We start from the raw sequence: 20,597 nt of genomic DNA, 5'->3' as shown, positions 1-20,597 counted from the left end.
CTACTCCGCTGCCAGCGCCATCGGAGGCGCGGAGTGGACGTGGATCGGCTCGAAGCGCTCGCCGTGATGGCTCTGGCCGCGATCGAGGTCGCGCGACAGCATCCGAGCGGTGGCGCCGGAGGACCGGTTCACGAGCTCCATGTAGCCCTTCGTCACCCGCGTGAAGTGATTGTAGATGATCACGGCCGGGATCGCGGCGACGAGGCCGATGGCGGTGGCGAGCAGCGCCTCGGCGATGCCGGGCGCGACGACGGCGAGGTTGGTGGTCTGCGACTTCGAGATGCCGATGAAGCTGTTCATGATGCCCCAGACCGTGCCGAACAGGCCGACGAAGGGCGAGATCGAGCCGATCGTGGCGAGCAGGCCCATGCCGGTCCGGCAACGCCGGCCCTCGGCACGCACGATCTCGGAGAAACTCGACGCAGCGCGCTCGTTGACGCCGTGAGACGGCAGCTCGGACGACATCCTGATTTCGTGCATAGCGGCATCGATCAGGGTCGTCAGCACGTTCTGCCGTGATCCCAGCGCGAGCTTGGCTTCCGACAGCCAGCGTACGTCATCGACCTTGCGCAGCGCGCTGCTCAGCTTCCGGCGCAGGATGGAGAACTCGATGGTCTTGGCGATGAAGACGGTCCAGGTCGCGAGCGAGGCGAGCGCGAGCCCCATCATGACCGACTTCACGAGAATGTCGGCGGCCAGGAACATCGACCATGGCGACAGATCATGCGGAACGTGAGCTGACGGCTGCGCGCCGCCTTGCGCCGGCTTCTCTGCCTGGTCCTTCGCCTTGTCGCCCGCTGCCGCGTCAGTCACGGCTTCGGCCGCCGTCGACGGCTGGGTATCGGTCGTTGCGGCCGCCGGCGGCTGGCTCGGTGCCGCGGCTTGCGGCGTGGAAGCAGACGGAGCCGGCGCAGCCGTCGGTGCGACGCCGCTGGTCGTCGGAGCCGCGGGCGCAGGCGCAGCGACCTGCGGCGCGGGCGCGGCCTGGGCAACGGCCGGCGCCGTGGATGTCTGTCCCGTCGTCACCGGTTTCGGTGCCATGCTTTGAGCCGGAGCCGCATGCGCAGCGGCGGCCGGCGCACCGGCCGCGGTGTTGACGGGCGCAACTGCAGGCGTCTGCGTGGCGGCGGCTGTCGTCGCAGTCTGAACGGCCTTTGCTCCGGTCGCATTCGCTGGATTTGATGCTGTGGTCTGCGGCGCTGTTGCAGCCTGGCCAGGTCTCGGCGATGTGGCCGGCTGCTCGGCATGCGCCATGGCGCCGGCCGAAACCGCTGCGATCACCGCTCCTACTTGAAGAACGATCCTGAACATGTTGCTGAACACCCCTTGGTAGTTAACCGCTCCGTAATGTTTCCAGTCCTAACCCGGCTGTTTTGAGACGCCGCGTTGACTCAAAGCGGGAACATCGACGCCGGCAGTTGCCGCCGTGGGTGCGATGCCAAACGAAAAATCGAATCGTGCGACCTGCGTAACAGCCCGCGATGGCGTGCATCGCGTCTTAACTCCCTGAAAGTCCTGCTGTGAGGCGGATGCGCCTTGCGCAGCGTCGCCAATGCGGCTGCCTGTCACGCAAATGCCGCCGTTCGGTCTTCCATCAATTCTAATTAGTCGGTGCGGGCGTGATGGGCCCGTTCGGCCGGTGAGAGCACTTGTGCGTGCATCTGTGATGCCGTCCGACAAGCCAGAAGGCCTCGGGACCGAATCATAGTGCTGCTGAGATCGGCACGGTTCGAAAGATAGCGTGCGCCGCGCGACTCTCGTTTCGTCGTGATCAACGTCGATGTCGGCCGCAAGGGAATGGCGGTAGTTCGCGAAACGCACAATCTCTCCGGCATAGCTGCCGAATGTGAGCTCGGATGGCGGTCCATCGCGAGCGCGCCGAGAACAGTGCTGCAGCGAGCGGTCGCCATCCAAACGAATGAGCCGGGCTGCATCTCGTGCAACCCGGCTCAAAGGCGATCGAACTCAACGTGATCGGCGCGATTGGGGACGGAAGTTCAGTTCTCCGCCCAGTAGCGGATCAGGTTGTGATAAAGGCCGGTCAGCCGCACCATTTCCGGATCGTCGCGCCCCATCCGCTGCGACAAACCCTGGATCGTCGTATCGAGATCGAAGATCATGCTGCGCGCGAGGGGATCGCGGATCATGCTCTGCAGCCAGAAGAACGAGGCGACGCGGACGCCGCGCGTCACCGGGGTGACCATGTGCAGGCTCGAGGCGGGGTACAGCACGAGGTCGCCGGCCGGCAGCTTCACCTCGTGCGAGCCGTACAGATCCTCGATCACCAGCTCGCCGCCGTCGTAGTCCTCCGGCTCGGAGAGGAACAGCGTGACCGAAAGGTCGGTGCGAATGCGCAGGCCGGTGAGCTTGTCGCCGCGCACCGCGTTGTCGACGTGGATGCCGAAATGGTGGCCCGACTCCGCGCTGTAGCGGTTGAACAGCGGCGGGAAGATCTGCTGCGGGATCGCGGCGGCGAGAAAGCGCGGATTGGCGGTCATCGCCGAGATGATGCGGTGGCCGAGCTTGCGCGCCACCTCGCTGTCGGGCGGCAACTGCTCGTTGCGCTTGACCATGGCCGACTGGGCGCCGGCCGTCGAGCGGCCGTCCTCCCAGTCGCTGGAGTCCATGATGCGGCGGAAATCCGCCACATCGTCTTTGCTCAGAATTCCGGGGACACAGATCAGCATGAACTCATCACTTGATGTAGGCCCCGGCTTGGGTGAGCGATCAGAACCGTCCTGACAGGACGATCGATGCGCTTCGTCCCGGGCCGACGAGCACGAACGGCGTGGCACTCTGATAGAGAGCGTCGTAGTAGAGCTTGTCGAAGATGTTGGCAACAAACAGCTTCGCCGTCCAGTTCTTGTCGATCTTGGCCTCCGCGAACGCATCGAAGCGCCAGTAGCTCGGCAGCTCCGTGCCCTGGTTCGCAGCGAGCCAAGTACCGCCGAAGATCTTCGAGCGGTACACTGCCTGGCCGCCGATCTCCCAGGTGTCGTTGATCTGGTACTTCGTCAGCAGGCTGAACGACTGGTGCGCGGTGTTGGCGAGCTGCAGGCCGACATTGCTGGTGAACAGCGCGGTGTTGGCCGGCGGGATGTTCGACTTCGTGACCTCCGACTGCATCAGCACGATGCCGCCGAAGATGCTCCATTTGTCAGTCAGCTTGCCGCCCGCCTGCAGATCGATGCCGCGGATGCGGTAGGCGGCACCGGCCGAGAGACACGGCACGGAGCCGACGGTGCCTGCCGGATACGGGCAGTCCGCGGTGGCCTGCGCGGCGCTGGTGATGTTGCGCGACTCGCGGGCATTCTCCTTCTCGGTCTGGAACAAGGCGCCCGTGACCAGCAGGCGGCCGTCGAGCAGCTCCCATTTGGTGCCGATCTCGATCGAGGTGTTCTTCTCCGGCCCGAAGATCTGGTTGGCGCCGCCATTGGTCACCGCCGACAGGCCGCCATATTGCGGGCTGAGACCGTCGAACTCGGCGCCGACCGGGTTCGACGACGTGGCATAGGCCGCATAGAAGCTGGCGTAGGGCACCGGCTTCAACGTCATGCCGACGTTGAAGTTCGGCATGCCGCTGGAGGCCGCGGTCGAGCCCGGCGTGTTGGCGACGCCGTTGACCGTCCCGAAGCCATCGACCCGAACGTCGTATTTGTCATAGCGCACGCCGCCGTTGAGGATGACGAGATCGCGGTAGTTGACGCTGTCCAGGGCGTAGACGCTCGCCGAGTCGATCTTCACGTTCGTCGGGAATTGTCCCAGCGACGGAATGCCGAACGGCAGGTTGGTGAACTGCGGGTTGAACACGCTCACGCCCGACAGCGAACCGCTGCCGGCGAACGCGAGGCCTTGCTGCTCGGAGGTCAGGCCGGTGTAGCTGTTGATGAGCGCCTTTTCCTGCGAGACCTCGAGGCCGGCGAGCACGGTATGCCTGAAGTTGCCGGTGTCGAACTTGTAGGTCGCCTCGAGCTGGTTGGCGAGCACGTCGGTCTGCTGGAAGCGGCTCTGCGGATTGGCCCGGATCACCGAGTTCGAGAGAGGATTGGTGAGCGTCGGGCCTTCCGGCAGAGTGCCGATATAGTTCAGGGTCGAGCGCGATACCCGGAACTTGTCGGAGATCGTCAGGTCGGGGGTGACCTTCACCTCGGCATTGAGCGTGCCGATGTCCTGTCCGACGCGCGAGAAGTCGCGGTTGACGAAGCCGTACCAGGCGTTGCGCGGAGCGCCGACCTCGGGGAACGGCGCGCCGGCGGTGAGCGTGCTCGGCCGATAATACGGTACGCCGAAGTCCGGACGTCCCGTCACCTCGTTGTGGATGTAGTTGGCGGACAGCGTCACGGTGTCGAGCGGCGTCCACTTGGTGGCGATGAAGCCGCCGTTGCGGTTGTCGGTGACGTAGTCGCGGCCTGCGACGCCGGCATCCTGAAACAGGCCGCCGACGCGCGCGGCGAAGGTCGGCGTGATCTTCTGGTTGACGTCGATCACCACGCGCTTGGTGCGGTCGGTGCCGAGCGTGGTGTCCATGTTGTAGAAGCTGTTCTCGGTCGTGGCCTGCTTGGTCACGATGTTGATGGCGCCGCCGGTGGTGCCGCGGCCGGCGAACGAGGAGTTCGGGCCGCGCAGGATCTCGACCTGCTCGGTGAAGAAGTTCTCGCGCACGGAGACGCCGGCGTCACGCACGCCGTCGATGAAGACGTCGTTGCGGGCGTCGAAGCCGCGGATGAAGAAGCGGTCGCCGAACGCGTTGCCGCCTTCGCCGGTGCCGAGCGTCACGCCGGCGGTGGAAAGCACGGCGGATTTGAGGCTGGTGGAGTTCTTGTCGGCCAGGATCTCCTTGCTCAGCACCGTCACCGTCTTCGGCGTGTTGAGCAGCTTCTCCGGAAACTTGCCGGAGGCCTGCAGCCGCTCGCCCTTGTAGTCGGAGGCGGGGCTGGAATAGGGGTTGCGGTCGGGCGGCAGATTGCTCTTCGGCGCCGCGGCCTGCTGCTGTTGTTGCTGGCGGGCGGCGCGGCGCATCGCGTCGCGGGCGCGGACCTGGTCCGCGGTCGGGCGCGAGGCGGCCGGCTTGGGACGCGCGACCGGGGCTTCGACGTTGACGGACGGCAGCGGCGCCTGCTGGGCTTCGGCACTGGAGAACGAGGCAACCGCGATCAGGCTCGCGACTGCCGAGACTTTCACACCGGAAATCTCGGGAGATGGCTCCCACTCGTGCCCGCTTGCCCCTCGCAAGCTCCTTGGAAAGATTGCCTTACCCATACTCGACCACCCCATTCGTTACGCAAAACTCTGACTTGGGTTCGTTTGAACGCCCGCAACCGGCGCGTGCCTGTTGCGAATGCAAGTCAAGAAGCGGGGGAAAGCGGTCCAAAGCTGGTTCCGCCGGTGGCCGGAATGCGAAAAGTTTCCATCCATTTCTGAAAATGAGAGTTGTTCGCAAAGTGTCGCGTCACGGCAACACTTGAAACCTCCTGGTTGAGCTGATCTCCGTCATTCAATTGCTGATGGGAGAATTGGCCGGCCTTCACCCCGTCCCGCGAGGTAAATCGTGCGCTTGATGATCACTTCGGCGATCTTCGGTTCGAGCTGCCTCCCGCCGCATCGCGAGATGCGGCGGGAATCTGGCGAATCTGTTTCCCGACCGGGACGCGCGCGGCGTTAGAACTTCGCCGTCGTGATCAGGTAGAACGCACGGCCGGGAGCGACCTGGGTGAACGGCACGTTGCTGCGGTAGAAGGTGTCGTAATAGAGCTGGTTGGTGAGGTTCTGGGCATAGACCTTCATGCTCCAGTTCTTGTCGATCTGCTTCTCCACGAAGGCATCGAACCGCCAGTAGCTCGGCAGCTCGTTGCCGGTGTTGGCCGCGAACGTGCCGCCGAACACTTTCGAGCGGTAGACGGCCTGGCCGCCGATCTCCCAGCCGTCGTCGAACTTGTACTTGGTCAGCACGCTCAGCGACTGGTGCGCGATGTTGGCGAGCTGCAGTCCGGTATTGGACGCGACGCCGCTCTGCGTCACCTTGGACTGCATCAGCACGAGGCCGCCGAAGATGCTCCAGCGGTCGGTGAGCTTGCCTTCCGCCTCGATGTCGATGCCCTGGATGCGGTAGGCGGCGCCGGAGGTCAAAAGCCCGTTGACGGTCTCGCGGGCGTTCTCCTTCACCGTCTGGAACAGCGCGCCGGTCACCAGCAGATGGCGGTCGACCAGCTCCCATTTGGTGCCGATCTCGGCGCCCTTGTTGCGCTCCGGCCCGAGGATGATGGTGCTGTTCGGCGGAATGCCGCCGTAGTCGGTCGCGGTGCCGTCGAGCTCGGAGCCGAACGGATTGGCGGAGGTCGCATAGGCGGCATAGAGGCTGCCGATCGGCAGCGGCTTGTAGACGAGGCCGAGATTGTAGTTGATCAGGTCGGAATCGACGGTCGCCGAGGCGGTGTTGTTCGACGAGCGCATCGCATAGCCGTCATAGCGCAGGCCGCCGGTGAGGATGATGGTGTCGCGCCAGTTCGCGGTGTCGATCACATAGGCGCTCTTGCTGTCGACATCGTAGCGAGTCGGATTACCGGTCAGGAACGGCACGGTCGTGAACGGCAGGTTGGTGTAGGCGGGGCTGAACATGTTCTGGTTCTGCAAGCCCCCGCCGGTGGTGCCCTGCGAGCCGAACGCCTCCGAGGTCAGCCCGGCGTAGCGGTCGATCGAGATGTTCTCCTTGGAGAACTCCGTGCCGACCACGGTGGTGTGCTTGACCGGGCCGGTGTCGTATTTGAACGTGAGGTCGTTCTGGTTGGCCCAGTTGTCGACGGTCTGATAGCGGCTCTGCGCGCTGGCATTGAAGAACCATTTGGTCGGATCGGGGCTGGCCGTTCCCGCCACGCTCGCATTCGGCAGGGTGCCGATGTAGTTCAGCTCGGAATGCTCGCCGCGCAGCTTGCTCGTGAAGGTGACGCTGTCGCTGAGCTTGAGCTCGCCGGCCAGCGTGCCGAAATCCTGCCGCGCCGCCTGGAAGTCGCGGTTGAGGAAGCCGTACCAATTGTTGCGCGGGATGCCGGCCGAGGTCGCCGGAATGTTGCCCTGCTTGTAGAACGGCACGCCGAAGTCCGGATAGCCGGACAGGTCGGTGTGGACGTAGTTGGTCGTGACCTTCAGCGAGTCCGTCGGAGTCCACTTGGTTGAGATGAAGCCGCCCCAGCGGTCGTCGGTGACGTGGTCGCGTCCCGCGACATTGGCGTCCTGGAACAGGCCGCCGGTGCGCACCGAGAAGGTCGGCGAGATCGTCTGGTTGACGTCGAGCGTCACGCGCTTGGTCTGGTCGGTGCCCAGCGTCGACTCCGCGTTGGTGAAATTGCGGTCGCCGGCCTGCTTGGTGATGATGTTGATGGCGCCTCCCGCGGTGCCGCGCCCGGCATAGGCCGAGGCGGGGCCGCGCAGGATCTCGACCTGCTCGGTGAAGAAGTTCTCGCGCACCGACACGGCGGGATCGCGGATGCCGTCGATGAAGATGTCGTTGCGGGCGTCGAAGCCGCGGATGAAGAAGCGGTCGCCGAACGCGTTGCCGCCTTCGCCCGAGCCGAGCGTGACGCCCGCGGTCGAGCGGCCGACCTCCTTCAGCGTGGTGACGTGCTTGTCCTCCAGCACCTCCTTGCTCATCACGGTGATGGTCTTCGGCGTGTTCACCAGCTTCTCGGTGAACTTGCCGGAAGCAACGCGGTCGACCTTGTAGGGCGCGGCCGCGTCCGCGTAAGGGTTGGCGTCGGGCGGCGTCTGCGGTCCGGTCTGAGCCGGCGGCTGCTGCGGCTGGCGGGCCGCGCGGCGCAGCGCGCTGCGGGCGCGGACCTGGTCGGCCGACGGCCGCGACGGCGCCGGCTTGGTGCGCGCGGCCGGCGCTTCGACGGTCACGGAGGGCAGGGGCGCCTGCTGCGCCTCGGCGCCGGAGAACGAGGCGACGGCGATCAGCCCCGCGACCGCCGACACCTTGACCCCCGATACATCAGCGGAGGGATCGCCTCGAAGCGCGGTGCCCCCGCGCAAGCTTGCTGGAAAGACGGCTCGACCCATACTCAACCACCCCAATGGCTACTCAAGGACAAATCTTGTTCGTGGATTCGCCATCAGGATCACTCCTGTTGCGAACGCCTCTCAACAAGTCCTCGAAATTCGACCAAAACGGGTTGCGCTGGTGGCCCGCCTGGGATGATCGTACCTAATGCATGTGATAATCAGTCGCAGGTAAGGGTCTGTTGGTTATTCGTTACCGGTCGCGCCCAAACTCCCGCGAGGTCTCCGCAAACCGCGGGAGCGGCGCCTGCCGGATCTCGATACCGCCGATCTAGCCGCGCGCGACGATCACCGCGACCGGCCCGCCGCCGTCAGGGCCCTGGTGCTCAGCGCCGCCCGAGACGAACAGGTCGGTGAAGCCGAACAGCCCGGCCAGCGCGCCGCCGACGAAGGCGCGGGCATGGCGGGTGGAGGAGACGTCGCTGTCGTCCAGCATGGTATGCCGCTGGCCGCGCAGCCGGCCGCTCTGCGCCGCCTCCGCCTTGGCGAGCACCGCGGCGATGCGGCTGCGGTCGGCCGCCGGCACCTGGCCCGTCACGTTCAGGCCGAGCCGGGCGAGCGCCTGCCGCGCCGGCTCGATGTCGATGGCATCGCCCATGACGGCATGATCGATCGCGAGCGGCCCGCTCCACTTGGCCGACATGCCGGCCACCATGATCTCGTGGTCGAGCAGCTCGACGCCGCCCGAGGTGGCGGCGCGCCCGCTGTAGCGCGAGACATCGGCGCAGATCGCCGCATCGGAGAGATCGCCGGCTGCGAGCTCGCCGAGCGCGACGGCGACCCCGAGCGCCGAGGCGCCGCGCGAAAAGCCCATCGACTTCAGCGTATTGCGCACGGCGGTGCGCTGTCCCCGGGCCTCGACCGCCTCGATCCGCTCCATCGTCAGCAGCGGGCATTTCACCTGTACGTAGTGAACGTCGGCGGGATCGTCGATGCCGGCATCGGCCATCGCCGCGCGCACGCCGGCGGCCACGAGCTCGACCTGCTGCATGCGGCCGAGATGCTCGCCCGCCAGCACCGGCGTGCGCGCGCGCCCTAGCGCCAGCGATGTCGGGACATCGCGTGGCTCTGCGGCGTCCCCGCCGTCGCGTGCCTCGAACACGATCATGTGCGGCGACAGCGCGCCCTCGGTGCCGCCGGACATCACCATCGCGATCTGCCGCACGGCGTCCGCCGCAAGATATCGGCCGAGCAGCGCCTCCAGCGAGCGCACGGCGAAGGCGCGGGTGAAGTCGTTGACGCAGCCATTGCCCTCGGTCTTGCCGAGAATGGCGATGATCCCTGCGGGATCGATCGCGCCTTGCGCGATCCCGGCCTCGAGCGCGCCGACATCGTCCGGGCTCCGCATCGGCAGGCGGTGAACGTAGGCGCGGCGCAGCCGGGTCGGCATGTCGAGAACTCCTCTGGTGCGGTCCGGCGACACTAGGCAATCACGAAGCCGCGCGCGACGGTGTTCCGAGATGGCCCGCATGCTATCCTTGGCATTCCCAACCCGGACGACCGGTGATCCATGCCTCTCTGGACCTGCTTTCAATGCGGCGCGCAGTTTCCCGATACGCCAGCACCGCCCGGCCATTGCGTCGTCTGCGAGGACGAGCGGCAATATGTGAACTGGAAGGGACAGAGCTTCCTCAGCCGCGACGACCTCGCCGAACGGCATCAGGTCGCCTGGCGCGAGGATGACGGCCTCACCGGCCTTGCTCTGGAGCCGGGCTTCGCGATCGGTCAGCGCGCGCTGCTCGTTCCCGAGCCGGACGGCTGCGTGATGTGGGACTGCATTCCGCTGGCGACGGATGCGGCCATTGCCCATGTCCGCTCGCTGGGCGGGCTGAAGGCCATCGCCGTGTCGCATCCGCACTATTATGGCGCGGTCGCCGATTGGAGCGCCGCGTTCGGCAATGCGCCGGTCTATCTGCACGGCGACGACGCGGCCTTCGTCACCCGTCCGCATCCTGCGATCGTGCCGTGGACCGGCGACCGCCTCGCGCTCTCGGACGACGTCGTGCTGCTGCGGACCGGCGGGCATTTCGCCGGCGCCACCATCCTGCATTGGCGGAAGGGAGCCGAGGACAGGGGCGCGCTGTTGACCGGCGACATCGCCATGGTGGCGATGGATCGCCGCCATGTCAGCTTCATGTACTCCTATCCGAACTACATCCCGCTCGGCGCCGCCGCCGTGCGCCGCATCGCCGATGCGGTCGCGCCGCTCGCCTTCGATCGCATCTACGGCGCCTGGTGGCAGAAGAACATCGCCGACGATGCCAAGGCGGCGTTCGATCGCTCGGTGCGGCGTTATCTCCAGGCGATCGCTTGAGCCGACGGTTTCGCGGAATCCCCGTAAAGTAACGGAGCATTAGGCACAACCAGAAGGTTGCCTCAGGACATCTTGCAGTCTTTGGTCGGATGGTATCGAAGTATCCCGGGCGGAATGGGGTACCTCAATGCATTTGCCATCGTGCTCGCCGGCGACTGGCGCCATCGCGCCGGCCAGCCTCCTCGTGCATTCAGACTTCCGATCAGTCCCCCATCCTCCCGTGTCCGCCTCCAGCGCCGGCGAGCTGCCCTGGCGCTGGATCCTGCTGGCGCTGGTGCTCGCCATCGTGCTCGCGGTACCGTTTCTGTTGGTCGATGTCCCGCCGGTGCTCGACTATCCGAACCACCTCGCGCGGCTGTTCGTGCTGGCGCATCCCGACGATCCCGTGCTGTCGCAGATGTACGCGCCGAACTGGCGCATCCTGCCCAATCTCGGCATGGACGTGATCGGCGTCGCGCTGCTGCGCATCACCGACGTTCATGTCGGCGGCCGCATCCTGCTCGCGCTCAGCCTGTTCGCGCCGCTCCTCGGGGTCATCGCCTATCACCGCGCGGTGTTCGGCCGGCTGTCCTTATGGCCGCTGGCGGCCGGCATCGTCGCCTATGACGGCGTCTTCCTGCTCGGCTTCATGAATTTCCAGCTCTCGCTCGGTCTTGCCCTCGGCGGCGCCGCCGGCTGGGTGGCGCTGCGCCGTCGGGGCGGCTGGCTGCCGGCGATCGCCTGGGGGGCCATCACTACGTCGGCTGCCTTCCTCTGCCACATCTTCGGCTTGCTGTTCTTCGCGGTCCTGATCGGCGCCGGAGAGGCCGATCGGCTGTGGCGGCTGCGCCGGTCGGCGGTCCTGACGCGGGAGCTGGCGGTCGCGGCCTGTGCGCTCGGACTCACGCTCAGCCCGGCCGTGCTGCTCTATGGGCTCTGTCCGCTGGGCGAGGGAGGGTTGCAACTCGGCGACTGGGACGGACCGCCGAAGCTGTGGCGCATCATGACGCCGTTCCTGACCACCAGCGCCGAGCTGACGATCATCACGACCGTCGTGGTGATGTCGGTGCTGGTTCTCGTCCGGCGCCAGCTCGTCATCGCGCCGGGCATTCCGCTGGCGCTGGCGGCGCTGTTCACGGCCTTCGTCGCGGCGCCCTGGACGGCGCTGGGAGGAACGCTGATCGACATGCGCTTTGCCGCGATGGGCGGCCTGCTGCTGTTCGCCGGCCTGCATCCGGTCGTGTCCGGCAGGAAGGCGGCGCTCGTCGGCATCGTCCACGCAGGGCTGATGCTGGTTCGGACCGCGGATATCGCATCGGCCTGGATCGATCACCGGGTCGACCTCGCCGAACTGCGCGCGGCGATCGCGCATGTGCAGCCCGGCGCGCGCGTCATCGCCGCGCATGGCCACGAGCAGCCCGTCTCCAGCCGGCGCGAGCGCATCCTGCCCGGCTTCCGTTATGTCGATTCCCATATGGCGGCGCTGCTCGTGATCGAGCGGCGGGCGTTCTGGCCGCTGATGTTCGCCCATCCGAACCAGCAGCCCGTCACGGTGCGTCCCTCTTTCGCGCGTCTCGCGCAGCCGCTGGCCGAGCCCGCCGCGTGGCGCTGGCTGCAGCCGGACACGCCGCCCGCCGACGTGTTGCCGCTCGCGCGCTATCTGGCCGGCTGGCGCTCGAACTTCGATGCTGTCCTGCTGCTCGACCCGCCGGTCCCGGAGCAGCCGGTCGCCGGCCTCTCGCCGCTCTATCTCGGCAGCTACATCCAACTGTTCCGCATTGGGCAGGGCAACGGCAAGGCCGCGGTGCGCGAGCCTGAACCCGCTCTGCCGGCAGCCTCGCCGTCCTGAGGCTGGGGCGACGGCCGCCGTCCCCATCAGTCCCGGGTGATCCTTCGTCTCCGCTTGGTCGTTGCCTGGTGCTTGGTCGTGCGCTGCGCGCGGTCGGCGGCGCCACCACGGAGAAGGGACATGCAGCGCATCGTGCCGGGGCCGGGACAGGAATCGGTGTGGGACTATCCGCGGCCGCCGCGGCTGGAGCGCTGCATGGCGCGGCTGCGCGTCGCATTCGCCGGCGTCACCATCGCCGACACGCAGGACGGGTATCGCGTGCTCGAGACCAGCCATCCGCCCGTCTACTATATCCCATCGCAGGATGTCGCGATGCAGTGGCTGCGGCGCGCGCCCGGCGGGTCGTTCTGCGAGTTCAAGGGCGTCGCCGGCTACTGGACGCTGGAGGTCGGCGGCCGCGTGTCCGAGCAGGCGGCCTGGAGCTACGAGCAGCCGACGGCGCCGTTCGCGCCGATCGCGGGCCATCTTGCGTTCTATGCCTCTCGGGTCGAGGCCTGCTTCGTCGGCGACGAGCGCGTTGCCGCGCAAGAGGGCGATTTCTACGGCGGCTGGATCACCTCCCGCGTCGTCGGACCGTTCAAGGGCGGGCCGGGTACGCGGCACTGGTAGAGACAGGCGCTCGTCCCGATGCGTGATCCGATGGCCGGTCTTGATCGTATGGGTGACGGCAGCCCGCGCATGCAGCGTGGCTTGACCTGGCAGGGGCAGCGAGCCTTGCTGGACGAGATATCATCTTCACGACGTCGGGGAATGCCATGCGACGGTTGATGAAGTTCCTGCACACGATGGGCGCGATCGGCATGATGGGCGCGATGGCCTGCCTCGTCGTGCTGCTCGGCCTGATCCCGCAGCCGTCGGTGTCGCTGTCGCATTACGCCGAGATGCGCGCCGCGATGGGCGCCATCGTGCGTTACGTGTTCTTCCCCTCGCTCGGCCTGACCCTGATCGCCGGCCTGCTCGCGATCGCGATCAACCGCGCGCTGCATAGCGCCGGCTGGGCGCTTGCCAAGCTGGCCTCCGGCATCCTGGTCTTCGAATGGGGTTTTGCCGCCGTGCAGGGTCCGATGCAGGAGGCGGCCGAGGAGGCCGCCCGCGCCGTCGCCGGCCAGATCGACCCGGCGACGCTTGCGCCCAACTTCGGCACCGAGCAGGGCGCCATCTGGGTCATGCTCGGCGTCGCCACGGTGAACGTGATCCTGGGCGTCTGGCGCCCGAAGTTTACGAATTTGCCGGATTGAACGGCGACGCGATTGTCCGACGTCGGTTGCGGTCAGCTTCCAGCATTCTGCGCCGCGAGTGCGGCTCTCGCGTCTCCCCTCCCCGCAAGGGGGAGGGGAAAACACTGCCACCGCCGAAGAGAAGTTGCGGATTTTGCGAAATCGTTCTTGCTATTTTTCCGAAGTCGTGTTTATCTGACTCCATCCCGCCTCGTGCAGAGGGACGTACGCGTCGTCACGAACGTTGAGGTGGGCTGCGATGGACGCGGCGGCTGTGCCAGACGAGCGCAGGTCGGCGCGGACGGCGAAGTCGTGTGGTCCTGGCCTCTCGATGCTGAGGTCAAGTCCGCGTTCGATGCTGTGACGGCTCGGGTGGGCGATGGGGGCAAGAAAGCCGATCCCCAGGGAGAGCACGAAGGACACCGTTAAAACCGTTCGCGCGGGGGAGGCCGGTTGTCAGGCCCGACCTGTGGTGACTGCCGCCTGCTTTTCTTGTTGCAGGCGGGCCATGGGCCGCGGTCAGCACCCGGCCTTCCCCGCGCCCTCTCGTCGAGAGGGCTGACGGCCGCATCACCCGGGCACCGATCGTGCCGCGGGATCGCGAGCACGCATGCAAGATCACATGTTCAGGATGACATCAGGGGGCGGGCGCGCAGCCTTCGACGACGCGCATTGTCTTCAGCCGGTCATGCCCGATGTCAGCGCCGCCTCGGCGCTGACGCCGGCCATGTCGACGTCTTCAGAGCTGCGTCGCCCGCAGCTCGATCGTGAGCGGCGTGGTCGTGCGCCGGGCGGCCGGGTCGGCCGGCATCTGCACCACGCGGGCGCGCTGGCCGGTGGCCAGGTCGGTGACCTTGACGATCCGGCCATTGGAGAATTCGAGCGCATCGTGATGTTCAGTCGGCTTGTTGGTGTCGACCTGGCGGAAGCGGGCGAGATGCGCCCCGACCTTGCGGCGGAAGAAGAAGCCCTTGAGGCGCACGTCGCCCTCGAAGGCGAGTTCGGTGCCTGGACGCAGGCACACCGCGGTCAACGGGTCGTCCTTGGTGCAGAAGCCGCGGGTCTCCGTGCCGGGAAATCGACAGGAGACCAGCACGTCGGCAGTCTTGGCGTCACGGGAAGCAACAGTATGGAGGCTGTAGTCACACATGGAAAGCTCCTGAAGGCCACCAGCACTAAGCCCGCAACGGCGCAGCAGGAGAGTCGTTCCACGGTGTTGAAGCCCGTCACTCCGACGACGCCCGCCGCGGGACGGTCCCGCGGCGGGAACTCGCGATCAGGTGAGATGCGCGGCTTCTTCGGCCTCGTCCTCGGCGGCGCCCCAATGCGAGGCGTCCTTGATGGTCGGATCGATCAACTCGCCACGCAGCAGCGCCAGCGGCGACTTCCAGTACAGCGCGATGTTGTGGAACGGGTCGGTCAGCACCTTGAAGGCCCAGATCAGGCCGGTCGGGACATCCTGCGTCGCAAACAGCTGGATGACGCGAAACAGACCGCCGCCGATGCCGACCGCGAGCCAGAGCAGGCCGACGTGGCGGACGAAGTCCATCCGGCCGGCCGGCTCGGCGAACAGGCCGAACAGCGTCGGAAACGCGAACAGCGCCACCGGCACCAGGCCCCACACCGTCAGCAGCACGATCTTGCGGGTCTGATTGTAGCCGACCTTGACCGCCTCCTTGTAGTCATTGCTGACGCCGTTGACGTGGTCATAGCCGTTCGGTTCGAAGAAGAAGTGCCCGGTCTGCCGCGTCAGCATCGCCAGCCAGCCGACCAGGCCGGCCATCGCCGGATCCTTGAACAGCAGCGCATAGCACACGAGGAAGATCACGGCGCTGATCAGGTGCAGCGTCTGATTGATCCGGCTCTGATGATAGTAGCGATAGTCGTCGAAGCGCTGCGTCTGCAGCGTCTTGTAGTAGCGCGACATGCGAATCCCCGTGCCGTTGTGGAACGAGGCGAAGACGTAGAGGGCCTCAGTGAAGGTGGCGTGACATTATGATGTTGTCACAGTGAAACCGGCCGGGAGCGGATCAGGAGCCGCAATGTGCCGGACTCTGTGCCGGAGCACGACTCGCAGGCAGGTTTCTCTGTCTGCCGCAGAATGCGGAGAAACGGCTTTGATCCGGATCAAAGCCGGCGGCCGATGTGACGTGTTGCGGCCTGCATCAGCCGGCGGGCGACCTTGCCAGCCGGATCGCCTCGCTCAGGATCGCGCGGTCACCGATATGGTTGGCGAGCAGCAGCACGAGCCTGGCGTTCATGCGCAGGGCCTCGTCCTCGCTGAGGTCGCGCTGGCCACCGATCAGCTCGGCATAGAAGTCGTCGGGATCGCGAATGTTCGGGGTGAGGGTGAGGCTCATGCTGCAAGCTCCTGCTGGACCGCGCCGCACTTGCCGCAGGCGCGCCGGACCGCATCCGTGATCGCGTCCCCGTCGAACTGCGGCCAGCGGGCGGTGACATATTGATCGGGGCGGAACAGATAGGTCGTGCCGGGCGAGGCGCCGTATCGTGCCGCGAGCAGGCCCTTGGGATCGGCGAGGTCGCGGCCGACGACGAGCACCCGCGCCGTGATGCCGTCGATGCTGAGCTGCTCGGCGGTGACGGCGTTGTCGAAGGTGACAACCGTGAAGCCCGAGCCGAGGCAGTTCAGGAACCAGCCGGGCTCGCCCGCGACCATCACCGGCGCGTCCGCGGCATTGGTCCCAGGCGTCATCGCGCCGGGGACGCCCCCGCCGTCGGGCGTGTTCAGGGACGATGTGGCATAGGGCGTCGGCGTCGACAGCCGGCCGCTGTTGACCAGCGGCCGCGCAAAAGCGTGATGCTGCGCGAGGTCGAGCACGGCGTCGCGGAAGGTGCGGCTCGCTTGTGTCTTCGGCGTGATGAAATCGGTCGCCCGTGTCGAGTTCAGGATGTTGTCGTCGGCGGCAAAGGCGCGTTCCTCGTGATAGCTGTCGATCAGGCTCTCCGGTGCCTCGCCGCGCAGCACCATTGCCAGCTTCCAGGCGAGGTTGTCGATGTCCTGCACGCCGGTGTTGGCGCCGCGGGCGCCGAACGGCGACACCTGGTGCGCTGCGTCGCCGGCGAACAGCACGCGTCCCCGGCGGAAATTGTCGATCCTTCGGCAGGCGAACTGATAGATCGACACCCATTCCAGCTCGAACTCGGCGGTCTCGCCGAGCATCGCCCGGATGCGCGGAATCACGCGCTCGGGCTTCTTCTCCTCGTCCGGATTGGCGTCCCAGCCGAGCTGGAAGTCGATGCGCCAGATGTTGTCCGATTGGCGATGCAGCAGCACCGACTGTCCCGGGTGGAACGGCGGGTCGAACCAGAACCAGCGCTCGGTGGGGAAGTCCGCCTTCATCCTGACGTCGGCGATCAGGAAGCGGTCCTGGAAGAACTGGCCGGTGAACTCGGCGCCGACCATCCGGCGGGTGTCGGAATTGGCGCCGTCGCAGGCGATCACCCATTGCGCCTCCATGGTGAAGATGCCGTCGGGCGTCTCCACCGCGAGCTGCGCGCAATCCTCGCTCTGCTTCAGGCTGACGAGGCGATGCTTCCAGCGCAGATCGACCAGCGGGCTCCTGCTGCAGGCGTCGACCAGGATCTCCTCCAGATAGTATTGCTGCAGGTTGATCATCGCCGGCCAGCGATGGTCGGGCTCGGGCAGCAGGTCGAACTGATAGGAGAGCTGGTCGCGGAAGAACACCTTGCCGATGTTCCAGCTCACGCCTTTCTCGACCATCGGCGCGGCACAGCCGAGCCGGTCCCAGATCTCCAGCGGGCGCTTGGCGTAGCACACCGCGCGCGAGCCGATGCTGACGGTGTCGTTGTCGTCGAGCACGACCACCGGCTGGCCGCGGGCGGCGACATCGAGCGCCGCGGTGAGGCCGATCGGCCCGGCGCCGATCACGACGATCGGATGGCGGCGGGTCTCGCCGCTGCGCTGCTCCGCCGAGCAGACATAGGGAAATCGCGGATAGACATAGTTGCTCATGGCTGCCTCGCCTGGCGCGTTGCGGTCGGGACTGTCGGAACGAGCAATCGCTCAGTCGCTGCCGGCGAATTCCTTCTCGTGCATCCAGGCGGTGTGCCGCGGCGGCTTCCTGGTCGTGGCCCATTCGTCGACCATGGCGTGGGCGACCGACTTCATCCGCGTGATCTGCTCCGGCGTCGCGGTCCAGGCCGCGATCTCCAGCCGGTGGCCGCTCGGATCATGGAAATAGATCGACTTGAAGATGGTGTGGTCGGTGATGCCGACGACGTCGAGACCGGCGGCCTCGGCGCGGGCCTTGGCTTCCTCGAGCTCCTCCATGTCCTTCACCTGGAAGGCGATGTGCTGGGTCCATTCCGGCGTGTTCGGATCGCGCCCCATCGGCGGCGAGTTCGGCAGCTCGAAGAAGGCGAGGATGTTGCCGTTCCCGGCATCGAGGAAGATGTGCATGTAGGGATCTGGCGCCTTGGTCGAGGGCACCTTGTCCTCGGCGATCGCGCCGAGCAGGTCCATGTTGAGGACCTTCTTATAGAACTCGACGGTGGCCTTGGCGTCGACGCAGCGATAGGCGACGTGATGAATCTTCTCGATCTGCACGATGGTCCTCCCATGATCATTGTTGGCAGGATAGTAACGAATGATACGATTGTGTGGCTTTGATCCAGATCAACCCGATGTGGATCTGATCGAGGTCGCCGGGACGAGCGCCTGGAACGGACGAAGGCAGGGGATGCGATGACGAAGGTGGCCAACGAGACCCGCGGCCGGACAAATGGAGAGGGGGCCGCCGAGCCCGAGCTTCGGCTGCAGCGCTATTTTCCCTACCGGCTTGCCCGGCTCGCCGAGCAGGTGTCGCTGGCGGTGGCGGAGGTCTATGCCGACCGCTTCGCGCTGTCGCGCCAGGAATGGCGGATCCTGGCGGCGCTCGGCGAGCAGCCGCGGCTGCCGACCAAGGAGATCGGCCGGCTGACGACTCTCGACAAGATGAATGTCAGCCGCGCCATGCAGAGCCTGGAGGCCCGCGGCATCGTCAGCCGGAGCCGCGATCCCGCGGACGGCCGCGAGCGGATCGTGGCGTTGACGGCTGCCGGCAGAGGGCTGTACCGCAGGATCGTGCCCCATGCGCTGGCGCGCGAGGCCGATCTGCTGAGCGTGCTTTCGGCCGCCGAGATCGCGACCCTCGACACGGTCATCGACAAGCTGCTCGCGGCCGCCGAACGATCGGTCGACGATCCCCCTGGCCGAAAGGCTTGATCGGTGCCGCCGCCGCGCTATATCGACGGTCTCTCTCCACCCCTGATAGCATGGGCCAACGTACGACGATGACCGACACCGCCACCGTTAGCCATTCCTTCCAGGCCGAAGTCTCCGAGCTGCTCCATCTGATGGTGCATTCGGTCTACTCCGAGACCGACATTTTCCTGCGCGAGCTGATTTCGAATGCCTCGGACGCCTGTGACAAGCTGCGTTACGAGGCGATCGCCAGGCCCGATCTGATCGGCGACGGCGAGGCGCCGCAGATCCGCATCATCCCGAACAAGGCCGCCGACACGCTGACCATTGCCGACAGCGGCATCGGCATGGAGCGCCAGGAGCTGATCGACCATCTCGGCACCATCGCCCGCTCCGGCACCAAGGCGTTCGTGCAGAAGCTGGCCGAGGCCAAGGACGGCACCGGCCTGATCGGCCAGTTCGGCGTCGGCTTCTATTCGGCCTTCATGGTCGCCGACCGCATCCAGGTGATCAGCCGCCGCGCCGGCGGCGGCGAGGTCTGGACCTGGACCTCGTCGGGCGGGGCGGGCTTCGAGGTGGCGCCCGCGTCCGAGGAGGATGCCAAGCGGGTTGCGCGCGGCACCGAGATCGTGCTGCACCTCAAGGACGACGCGAAGAAATATCTCGAAACCTATGAGATCGAGCGCATCGTCACCGCCTATTCCGACAACATCCAGTTCCCGATCATGCTAGTGCCGGAGGAGGGCGAGCCGCGCCAGATCAACTCCGCCAGCGCGCTATGGCAGCGCTCCAAATCCGAGCTGACGCCGGAGGACTACAGCAAGGCCTACAAGTCGATCGCGCATGCGTTCGACGAGCCGGCGATGACGCTGCACTACCGCGCCGAGGGCCGCTATTCCTATGCCGTGCTGCTGTTCGCGCCCTCGACCAAGCCGTTCGACCTGTTCGAGCCGGCGCGCAAGGGCAAGGTCAAACTCTATGTCCGCCGCGTCTTCATCACCGACGACGCCGACCTGATGCCGGCGTACCTGCGCTTCATCCGCGGCGTGATCGACAGTGAGGATCTGCCGCTCAATCTGTCGCGCGAGATGCTGCAGAACAATCCGCAGCTGGCGCAGATCCGCAAAGCGGTGACGACGCGGGTGATCAGCGAGCTGGAGCAGCTGGCCGAGAAGGACGCCGAGAACTTCGACAAGATCTGGGACTCCTTCGGCGCCGTCATCAAGGAGGGACTCTACGAGGACTTCGAGCGCCGTGACAAGCTGCTGGCGCTGGCGCGCTTCACCACGACGACCGGCGAGAAGCGCTCGCTGAAGCAATATGTCGAGGGCCTCAAGGAGAACCAGACCGAGATCTACTTCCTGGTCGGTGACAGCATCGAGCGGCTGAAGTCCAATCCGCGGCTCGAGGCGGCCAAGGCACGTGGCGTCGAGGTGCTGCTCTTGACCGATCCGGTCGATGCGTTCTGGACCTCGGCGCGGCTCGAATATGACGGCAAGCCGCTGAAGTCGCTGAGCCAGGGCGACATCAACTTCGATCCGATCCCGGTGACGGAGCCGAAGGCCGAGGACGAGGCGCAGCCGGCGGCCGACGAGGCCAACACGATCGCGTTGATCAAGGCGAGCCTCGGCGATCACGTCACCGACGTGAAGGTCTCGACCCGGCTCACCACCAGCGCGTCGTGCCTGGTGGCCGGCAGCCATGGTCCCGATCGCGAGCTGGAGCGCATCCTCTCGCAGCAGGCGCGCGGGGCGCGCACCAAGCCGATCCTCGAGATCAATCTGCGCCATCCGCTGGTCGTGGCGGTCGCCAAGGCCGCCGCCGACAAGGCCAAGGTCGACGATCTGTCGTTCCTGCTGCTCGAGCAGGCGCAGATCCTCGACGGCGAACTGCCGGAGGATCCGGCCGCCTTCGCGGCCCGTCTCAACCGGCTGGTGCTGCAGGGCGTCGCGGGGGCCTGAG

At 66.5% G+C, this 20,597-nt stretch carries 16 protein-coding genes; 6 read left to right on the top strand and 10 right to left on the bottom strand.

Going from position 1 to position 20,597, the window contains the following annotated elements:
* From exbB to QX010_RS12030, 5 genes are all read right to left on the bottom strand, one after another.
* The gene (exbB, locus tag QX010_RS12050; RefSeq protein ID WP_316179692.1) at nucleotides 1-1,041 is read right to left on the bottom strand and encodes a tonB-system energizer ExbB; all 1,041 of its coding nucleotides are present in this window, start codon (nucleotides 1,039-1,041) and stop codon (nucleotides 1-3) included.
* 956 nt (nucleotides 1,042-1,997) lie between these two features.
* Entirely contained in the window at nucleotides 1,998-2,687 is a 690-nt protein-coding gene (locus QX010_RS12045; protein WP_315802681.1) for a Fe2+-dependent dioxygenase, read from the bottom strand.
* Between the two features lie 40 nt (nucleotides 2,688-2,727).
* Complete coding sequence (locus tag QX010_RS12040; RefSeq protein ID WP_316179690.1) at nucleotides 2,728-5,259, bottom strand: TonB-dependent receptor; 2,532 nt, start codon at nucleotides 5,257-5,259, stop codon at nucleotides 2,728-2,730.
* Between the two features lie 399 nt (nucleotides 5,260-5,658).
* Nucleotides 5,659-8,052 (bottom strand): TonB-dependent siderophore receptor, encoded by a 2,394-nt coding sequence (locus QX010_RS12035; RefSeq protein WP_316179688.1) that lies wholly within the window; start codon nucleotides 8,050-8,052, stop codon nucleotides 5,659-5,661.
* Between the two features lie 271 nt (nucleotides 8,053-8,323).
* The gene (locus QX010_RS12030) at nucleotides 8,324-9,442 is read right to left on the bottom strand and encodes a ring-opening amidohydrolase (protein WP_316179687.1); all 1,119 of its coding nucleotides are present in this window, start codon (nucleotides 9,440-9,442) and stop codon (nucleotides 8,324-8,326) included.
* 120 nt (nucleotides 9,443-9,562) lie between these two features.
* Between QX010_RS12030 and QX010_RS12025 the strand changes: the two genes are divergently transcribed.
* The 4 genes from QX010_RS12025 (at nucleotide 9,563) to QX010_RS12010 (ending at nucleotide 13,432) form a co-directional block, all read left to right on the top strand.
* A complete protein-coding gene (locus tag QX010_RS12025; protein WP_316179686.1) occupies nucleotides 9,563-10,366 on the top strand; it encodes an MBL fold metallo-hydrolase in 804 nt (267 codons plus the stop codon).
* A 220-nt stretch (nucleotides 10,367-10,586) separates the two neighbouring features.
* On the top strand, nucleotides 10,587-12,194 hold the full coding sequence (locus QX010_RS12020; RefSeq protein WP_316179684.1) for a hypothetical protein: 1,608 nt from the start codon (nucleotides 10,587-10,589) through the stop codon (nucleotides 12,192-12,194).
* 120 nt (nucleotides 12,195-12,314) lie between these two features.
* Entirely contained in the window at nucleotides 12,315-12,803 is a 489-nt protein-coding gene (locus QX010_RS12015) for a DUF427 domain-containing protein (protein ID WP_316179682.1), read from the top strand.
* Between the two features lie 146 nt (nucleotides 12,804-12,949).
* Complete coding sequence (locus tag QX010_RS12010; protein WP_316179681.1) at nucleotides 12,950-13,432, top strand: hypothetical protein; 483 nt, start codon at nucleotides 12,950-12,952, stop codon at nucleotides 13,430-13,432.
* Between the two features lie 718 nt (nucleotides 13,433-14,150).
* Here the strand turns inward: QX010_RS12010 and QX010_RS12005 are convergent.
* The 5 genes from QX010_RS12005 to QX010_RS11985 form a co-directional block, all read right to left on the bottom strand.
* Nucleotides 14,151-14,561, bottom strand: coding sequence for a hypothetical protein (locus QX010_RS12005; protein ID WP_316179679.1), 411 nt, complete (start codon nucleotides 14,559-14,561; stop codon nucleotides 14,151-14,153).
* Nucleotides 14,562-14,687: 126 nt separating this feature from the next.
* Nucleotides 14,688-15,338 (bottom strand): Mpo1-like protein, encoded by a 651-nt coding sequence (locus QX010_RS12000; protein ID WP_315802691.1) that lies wholly within the window; start codon nucleotides 15,336-15,338, stop codon nucleotides 14,688-14,690.
* A 238-nt stretch (nucleotides 15,339-15,576) separates the two neighbouring features.
* Nucleotides 15,577-15,771, bottom strand: a complete 195-nt coding sequence (locus tag QX010_RS11995) for a DUF2783 domain-containing protein (RefSeq protein ID WP_316179677.1) — start codon at nucleotides 15,769-15,771, stop codon at nucleotides 15,577-15,579.
* Nucleotides 15,768-17,405 carry an FAD-dependent oxidoreductase gene (locus QX010_RS11990; protein WP_316179676.1) on the bottom strand — a complete coding sequence of 546 codons (1,638 nt, stop codon included), beginning with the start codon at nucleotides 17,403-17,405 and terminating at the stop codon, nucleotides 15,768-15,770. Before QX010_RS11990 ends, QX010_RS11995 begins: the two co-directional genes overlap by 4 nt.
* Before the next feature lie 51 nt (nucleotides 17,406-17,456).
* Entirely contained in the window at nucleotides 17,457-17,999 is a 543-nt protein-coding gene (locus QX010_RS11985; protein WP_315802694.1) for a VOC family protein, read from the bottom strand.
* 138 nt (nucleotides 18,000-18,137) lie between these two features.
* On the opposite strand from QX010_RS11985, the gene QX010_RS11980 reads away from it, so the two are divergent.
* The gene (locus QX010_RS11980; protein WP_315802695.1) at nucleotides 18,138-18,656 is read left to right on the top strand and encodes a MarR family winged helix-turn-helix transcriptional regulator; all 519 of its coding nucleotides are present in this window, start codon (nucleotides 18,138-18,140) and stop codon (nucleotides 18,654-18,656) included.
* 68 nt (nucleotides 18,657-18,724) lie between these two features.
* Nucleotides 18,725-20,596 (top strand): molecular chaperone HtpG, encoded by a 1,872-nt coding sequence (gene htpG, locus QX010_RS11975; protein ID WP_316179673.1) that lies wholly within the window; start codon nucleotides 18,725-18,727, stop codon nucleotides 20,594-20,596.
* Nucleotide 20,597 lies beyond the last annotated feature (1 nt).

This window comes from Bradyrhizobium sp. SZCCHNRI1009, assembly GCF_032487575.1.
In the GTDB taxonomy this organism is placed as follows: Bacteria; Pseudomonadota; Alphaproteobacteria; order Rhizobiales; family Xanthobacteraceae; genus Bradyrhizobium.
Note: the sequence above shows the minus strand (reverse complement) of the source record. Positions and strands in the feature narration are given on the sequence as shown.